The organism is Fervidobacterium sp. 2310opik-2, from assembly GCF_011057735.1.
In the GTDB taxonomy this organism is placed as follows: Bacteria; Thermotogota; Thermotogae; order Thermotogales; family Fervidobacteriaceae; genus Fervidobacterium; species Fervidobacterium nodosum.
In genome coordinates this window covers 1-7,281 of sequence record NZ_LNGG01000027.1, presented here as the reverse complement: position 1 = coordinate 7,281, position 7,281 = coordinate 1, and the positions used below count along the sequence as shown (strand labels likewise).

The window sequence follows — 7,281 nt, the reverse complement described above, 5'->3', positions numbered from 1 at the left end:
TGAGAACGATATAGATAGGGAAACGGAAGAATTTGAAAGGATGAAAGTTGAAAGGCACAGGCTGAGGAAGAGAAAGCGGAACAGAAGTTTTGAAGTTACACTTTCTGCATCTGAAACGAACGAAATAACGGCGGATTTTGTAAATTTCCATGACATGGTTACAATGAACACAACGAGGGTAAGGGAAAGAGAAGAGTTTGTGTTTTTTGGTGAAAGAAAGTTTAAAGTAACGTTCGCAGTCTTTGCAAAAGAAGATTTGGTTTTTGAACTTATCATGATCGTTTTTGATGAAGTTAGAAGAGCCGCAATGAGGGCATTTGAGTTGGATATTAGTCATGTCGGGATACCTCCTTATTGAGAGTATATTGGGGGGTGTCCCCTATTTAAGAAGATAATATGATTTTTGAAATTTATCAATACCTTTGGTTAACAAAATCTAGTTTTATTGTACCACTTTGGGGGTGTTTTTCTCTTCTTTTTTATTTTGTCTCATTTACTGGGTTCAGTGCATTCTCAGGGGAGCTTTTATAAAACTAATAGAGTGTTTAGTGGAAAAAAGAATTGAAATGTCGATATTGAAAATATTTAGTTATATGAAAAGAAAGGTTACTTTTTTAATCATAGAATGAAAAAATTAGAGATGGTATAAGTCAAAGGCATAAAAAACTGAAATGGAAAATAAGTAAGCTGTATTGTTGAAGACAGAAAGCTAATATAAATTTTGAATTTGTACTTTTAATATTTAAAGCATATATTATAATTATAAATGTTTTTGGAAAAAACATATAAAAAGTCACATTTAGTAAATAATTTTGATTATATAAGATTCTTTTTTTGTATTTTTTATATTTATATAATCTTTAACAATAAATAAAAAAGGAGGAGATTTTTTGGAATCTTTTAAAATAATTGTTGTCTCACCTTTTTCTCCTAGATATTCTAGTATAGCTTCAATAAGATGGGAGCTATTATGTAAGTATTTATCAAAAAAATATAATGTATCATTAATTACAAGTAAATTTTTGGATAAGAGGATTGAAAGATCTTTTTCACTAGGCAATACAGAGCTAGTAGAAGTTCCTATAAAATGGAGTTTGAAAAATATATATTCATATTCAAGAGAGAGTTTTGAAAGGCGTGAAAAAAATGAAAATATTATATCTTTAGTTTTAAAGTTTATTAAATTTTTTATTCCCTCTAAAATAAGGAGCGAATTTTATTTTTTATTAGAAAGGATTTTTCCTATAACACCAGAAGGGATAGCTTATCAAAATATTAAGCTTTATAAATCTGAAATTGAAAAAAGACTTTCTAAACAAGGAAAAAACATATTAATAACTTCTTATGGACCGTGGTTTACTTTGAAATTAGGTAAATATTTTAAAAATAAGTATAAAGATATAATATGGATAGCAGATTTTAGAGATCCTTCTTTTAACTCTGTTCATCATGAAGTTTCAAAAGCGTTTTTTTTTAAATTTCAAACGAAGAATATTTTAAAAAAAGTAGATCTAATTACGGTTGTTTCTAAGAAAATGAAGGAAGACTATGAATCTATAACACCGAAAAAGGTTTATTTTCTTCCTAATGGATATGATGGAGAATTATTTTCTATTGAAAAATTGAAAAGCAAAATAACTAAAAGTAGAGGGTTTCTTACAATTTGTTATACAGGAAGTTTAAATGCTAAAACACAAAATATTTCTTATTTTATAGATGCTTTGGAAATGGCTTGTCGGATTGACACAAATATTAACTTTGCATTTAATTATGCAGGGTTTCAGTTTGATTTAGTAGAAAAAGAATTTTCAAAAAGGAATTTAGGTAGCTTACTTAACAATCATGGAATGTTAACCCGAGACGAAGCTCTTAATTTGCAATCCGTTTCTGATGTATTACTTTTAGTAGTTTACACTGGTGAAAACCCAGAAGAAGGCAAATCAATCAGAACAGGAAAAGTCTATGAATATCTTGCCACTGACAAACCTATATTAGTTATAGGTCCTAAAAATTGGGAAATGCGAGATGAAATAGAATGTGATGGTGTTTCAAAAGTTTTTGAAAAAAATCAAACTAACGAGATGGCTGATTACATCATAGAATTGGCAAATAAAGAGAAAATTGAAATAAACATTCAAAAGCGTAAAGAAGTTTTAGAAAGATATCTTTACAGAAATCTCGCAACAGAGTTAGAAAAAGAGATAGAAAACTTATTAAAGCAAAAGGAGTGGTAACTAAAAATGAAAATCCTATCACTAGTTGGGGCACGCCCACAGATAATCAAAGAAGCAATGCTAAATAAAGAATTTCAAGAAGCCGGAATTACCGAAATACTCGTCCATTCTGGTCAACATTACGATTACAATATGTCTGATGTATTTTTCAGCGTGTTGAACATAAGGCAACCTGATTACAACTTAAACGTAGGCTCCGGTACTCATGCGGAAATGACTGGTAAAATAATGATTGAATTTGAAAAAGTTGTAATTAAAGAAAAACCTGATATGATATTGGTTTACGGTGATACAAACACCACATTAGCAGGTGCGCTGGTGGGCTCAAAATTAAAAATACCAGTTGCACATGTCGAAGCAGGAATAAGGCAGAAACCAAAAGACATGCCAGAGGAGATAAACAGAGTGCTCACCGACCATGTGTCAAGTTTATTATTCTGCCCAAGCGAACTTGCGGTAAAAAACTTGAAAAAAGAAGGTATTGAAGAAGGAGTGCATTTTGTAGGTGATGTGATGTACGATTTATTCTTAAAAATGAAGCCACAGTTTAAGTACGAAAAATTAGAAGAATTAAGACTAAAAGAGGATGAATATATAGTATGTACGATACATAGGGACTTCAACACAGACGTAAGGGAAAAACTTGAGACAATTCTTCAACAATTAGCGAAGATAGGGAAAGAAAAGAAGATAGTATTTCCAATACATCCGAGGACGAAAAAGAAGATAAAAGAGTATGGGTTAGAAGGATACACGAAAGATTTAATAATAACTGAACCGCTGGACTATTTGAATATGATGGGTGTTATAGAAAAAAGTGGGATGGTAATAACAGATTCGGGAGGATTACAAAAAGAGGCATATTGGTGTGGAAGAAGGGCGTTAGTGGTAATGGAAGACACGGGGTGGAGAGAGTTAATAGAGAACGGGTGGAATAAGTTGGCAAAACAAGAAGAGATATATGAAAAAGCAGAAGAAATTTTGAGAGAGGGAAACAAGAAATATCCAAGAAATGTTTACGGAAATGGTGATTCGAGTAAGAAAATTTTGGATATATTCAAAAATATAGCTTAAATACTCTATTCTAAATGGGAGGAACAGATCAAATGTGTGGTATAGCTGGAATAATTAGTAATGAACACATAAATCCAAATCTAATTAAGAATATAGCAAGTAAAATAAAGCATCGAGGTCCAGATGACGAAGGTTATCTTCTTGTAGATGAAAATTTTCTCATTACTGCCGGAGGAGATGACACTCCTGCTAATGTTTGGAATTCAAATTTACTTTATTCGCCAAAAACTCATATCAATTCCATTGAGAATATGAAATTCAATATTGCGCTAGGGCACAGGAGATTATCTATATTAGATTTATCTCCCACAGGACATCAACCTATGTGTGATGAAAGTCAAAAAATCTGGATCATTTTCAATGGAGAGATATACAATTATTTAGAATTGAAAGATGAATTAAAACAAATAGGATACGATTTTTTTACAAACACAGATACAGAAGTCTTGCTAAAGGCATACATAGAGTGGGGAACAGATTGTGTAAACAAATTCAACGGCATGTGGGCTTTCGCTATATTAGACTTAAGGAAAAATACTTTGTTTTTGTCAAGGGATAGATTTGGAGTAAAACCATTGTATTATTATTTTGACAATAAATATTTTGCTTTCGCGTCTGAAATAAAAGCTCTTTTAAGTTTACCATTTATAAAAAAGGAAGTAAATTACGAAGCAGTTTTTGATTATATCGCTTTTGGCTGGGAAGAACAAGGTGAGGAAAGTTTTTTCAGAAGAATAAAAGAATTAAAACCTTCTCATAGTGTAATTTTAAACTTAAATAAATACGAATTAAAAGTTTTCAAGTACTACCAGCTTTCGTATTACGAAAAGTTCGAAAAATACAATCCTGAGAAAGAAAAAGAATATGCAGAAAACACAAGAGAATTAATATTCAATGCAGTAAGGCTAAGACTAAGGTCTGACGTAAAAGTTGGGGCTTGTTTAAGTGGAGGACTTGATAGCTCAACAATTGTTTCTGTAATGAACGAAATAATAAAGAGAGAAAATTTATCACAAGTGGGAGAATCTATAAAATGTTTTACTGCAGCGTATGTTAATGAGAAAATAGATGAAAGTAATTGGGCAAAAATTGTTGTAGAAAATACTCAGTCTGATTGGATAAAGACTTTTCCAAAAGAAAATGAGCTCTTAGAAGATTTAAAAGATATTATATACACTCAAGAAATCCCTTTTGGCTCTACTAGTATATATGCTCATTACAGAGTTATGAAAATTGCTTCTGAAAGTGGTGTGAAAGTTATTTTGGATGGTCAAGGTGGAGACGAATTATTTACAGGATACATAACATATTTTCCTACAATATATAGGGAATTTGTTAGAAACTTTGATTTTAGAGATTTATTAAATGAAATAAAAAATATAAACAATTCCCCTGTTGATTTAAAAAATATAATAAAAAAAAGCTACTATATTAGAATTTTCAAAATACTTAAAATTTCAAAATTTAAGAAACTTCTTATTGAGCAAATTTTTTATCCAGTATCTTTGATTAATCATGAATTTTACAAAAAATTTTCGTATAGAGTTAAAGATAGGCAAGAGAAAATTCCTGATAGTCTTAATCAACAACTGTATCACTTTATTACTGGGGTCAATTTAAAAACTTTGTTGAAATATGAAGATAGAAATTCTATGAGATTTAGTATAGAATCAAGGACTCCCTTTGCAGATGATATAAATTTGATAGAATATATATTTAGTATTCCTTCTGTGTATAAAATCCACAACGGATATTCTAAATATATTTTAAGACAAGCAATGAATGGGATTATACCAGAACAAATAAGAAAGAGAGTGGACAAAATAGGGTTCGCAACACCGGAAGACAAATGGCTTAAGAATAATAAAAAACTCGTAAAAGAAGTTTTGTCCAATTCGGAAATATTAAAAGAAATCTCAAATACTCAAAAAATATTAAGAGACTTAGAAAATGAGACTATATTTAACAAAGGATTTACACTATGGCGATTTATTAACTTATCAATATGGTATGATTTATTCTTCGATAATAATTATTAATTATGGAGGGAAAAAATAAATGAAAGTCCTTATTTTAACAAATCTTGCACCAATTTCTTCTAATTTAAATTCTGGAATTTTTATTGTTCGAAGATTGCAGAAATATGAAAAGTTTAATGTTGAATTCGATGTAGTCTCTTTATCTTTTGAAGATAATCAATTAGTTTTACTGATTAAAAAACTATTAAAAAAGTATCCAGTACAATCAAAGCCTGTTGAAAAATACGAAAATATTCAATTCAAAGTTGCTTCAATTTATAGACAACTAAATTCTTTGCTAAAAGAAAAACTTTTCAACGATTACTACAAAACTACTGAAAAATACTCTGTTGAAATTGAAAAAATGCTTAAAATAGAAAATTATGATTTAATTCATGCTCATGGTATGTACGGTATACCTGCTGGTCTGATTGCAAGTATTTTATCTGAAAAATACAACAAACCGTTCATCGTAAGTTTGCACGGCAGTGATGTAAATGTAGTCATGCCAAAAAGAAGCAAAATATATGTTAAAGTCCTAGAGAGTGCTTCGGCTAATATTTTTGTTAGCAACGCTATTTTGGAAAAAGCAAAATCGTATGGATATTCGGGGAAAAATGCGGTTGTAATTCCAAATGGATTCGATGAGGAGATATTTAAACCTTTGGATAAAGAAAGTGTGAGAAAAGAGCTTGAGATTTACAAAGAAGGATATAAATACATTGGATTTGTTGGTAATCTTTTACCAATAAAGAGGGCTGATAAACTCGGTGAAATATTTAATCTCATCGCTAAAGAATATCCAAAGACATATTTCATAGTAGTTGGAGATGGTCCGTTGAGAGAGGAAATTAAAAAGGAAACAGAAGGTTTAAATATCATCTTTACCGGTAGGATACCTCAGCAAGAAGTAGCAAAATGGATGAACGCAATGGATGTTATGGTTTTACCAAGTAGGCAGGAAGGATTTGGTGCCGTGGTAATCGAAGCGCAAGCGTGTGGGACTTGTGTAATTGGAAGTAGTAATGGAGGGATACCTGAAGCGATAGGTTTTCCAGAGTATGTAGTTCAAGAAGGGGAAAATTTTGAAGAAAGGTTTGCTAAGAAAGTGGTTGAAGTATTAGAACATGGATATGATGCCAACAAGCTAATAGAAAGAAGCAAAGGGTTTACTTGGAGAAATATTGTGGCAAAAGAGATAGAGGTCTATAGAAACTGCTTTATTTTCTAAAAACTGGAAATCCCAACATGTTAAATTAAGATAATTCAACACTTTGTAATCGATTGGAGGTCTTACATGTGAAAATAGCCTTACTATCTTTTGATAATTCAAAGGTTATAAATACCGGTGGAAAACACGTACATCAGGAGCTATTAGAACGTGGGCTCACAAAACTCGGACATGAGGTAAAGACGTTTTACCCTCCGATTGAAACTAGAAAATGGGTTAGAAGTATTAAAATTGTTCTCTCCAATCCAGCTTCCTTGTTTTCTTACTATGTTCGCTTTAAAAAAATTTTTCATATGAAATTACGTTTCTTTTCTTCTCTCAAATTAGATGATTTTGACATCGTCCACTGCCATGATGTTGGAAGTCTTTACAATATTGACCATCCGTCGACAGTTTTAACATTGCATGGATACCTGGCAAGGGAAGCGGTTAATTACTCGCCTAACATTTCCGAAAAAGACAAACGTAAAATTTTCGATTTTTGCATGCAAATAGAAAAAAGTGCGGTGAAAAAGGCTAAGCATATTATAACTGTCGACAGTAGGTTAAAAAATTATGTGATTCAAGAATTTGGCTATCCAGAGGATAAGGTTACTGTTATATACAACGCTGTTGATACTGAACTCTTCAAACCTGTTACAAATGAAGAAAAAATTTTACTTCGAGGTAAGCTCGGACTCCCAAAAGATGCCTTTATTGTACTTGTTCCAAGAAGATATGTAAA

Annotated in this window: 6 protein-coding genes; all 6 read left to right on the top strand. The window is 31.1% G+C overall.

Annotated features, from left to right (window positions below; translation table 11 throughout):
* On the top strand, nucleotides 1-358 hold a 358-nt coding region (locus AS161_RS09355; protein ID WP_241241371.1), incomplete at its 5' end, for a hypothetical protein.
* Between the two features lie 532 nt (nucleotides 359-890).
* Entirely contained in the window at nucleotides 891-2,234 is a 1,344-nt protein-coding gene (locus AS161_RS08530) for a glycosyltransferase family 4 protein (protein ID WP_164542490.1), read from the top strand.
* Between the two features lie 6 nt (nucleotides 2,235-2,240).
* On the top strand, nucleotides 2,241-3,308 hold the full coding sequence (wecB, locus tag AS161_RS08525; protein ID WP_164542489.1) for a UDP-N-acetylglucosamine 2-epimerase (non-hydrolyzing): 1,068 nt from the start codon (nucleotides 2,241-2,243) through the stop codon (nucleotides 3,306-3,308).
* Nucleotides 3,309-3,340: 32 nt separating this feature from the next.
* Nucleotides 3,341-5,347 carry an asparagine synthase (glutamine-hydrolyzing) gene (gene asnB, locus AS161_RS08520; RefSeq protein WP_164542488.1) on the top strand — a complete coding sequence of 669 codons (2,007 nt, stop codon included), beginning with the start codon at nucleotides 3,341-3,343 and terminating at the stop codon, nucleotides 5,345-5,347.
* 19 nt (nucleotides 5,348-5,366) lie between these two features.
* Nucleotides 5,367-6,557, top strand: coding sequence for a glycosyltransferase family 4 protein (locus tag AS161_RS08515; protein ID WP_164542487.1), 1,191 nt, complete (start codon nucleotides 5,367-5,369; stop codon nucleotides 6,555-6,557).
* A gap of 68 nt (nucleotides 6,558-6,625) precedes the next feature.
* Nucleotides 6,626-7,281: glycosyltransferase family 4 protein (locus AS161_RS08510; protein ID WP_164542486.1), on the top strand; the 656-nt coding region annotated here is incomplete at its 3' end.

Excerpts from the sequence above, each read along its gene's own strand:
- asnB (WP_164542488.1), top strand. The coding sequence starts at position 3,341 with ATGTGTGGTATAGCTGGAATAATTAGTAATGAACACATAAATCCAAAT.
- wecB (WP_164542489.1), top strand. The coding sequence starts at position 2,241 with ATGAAAATCCTATCACTAGTTGGGGCACGCCCACAGATAATCAAAGAA.
- AS161_RS08515 (WP_164542487.1), top strand. The coding sequence starts at position 5,367 with ATGAAAGTCCTTATTTTAACAAATCTTGCACCAATTTCTTCTAATTTA.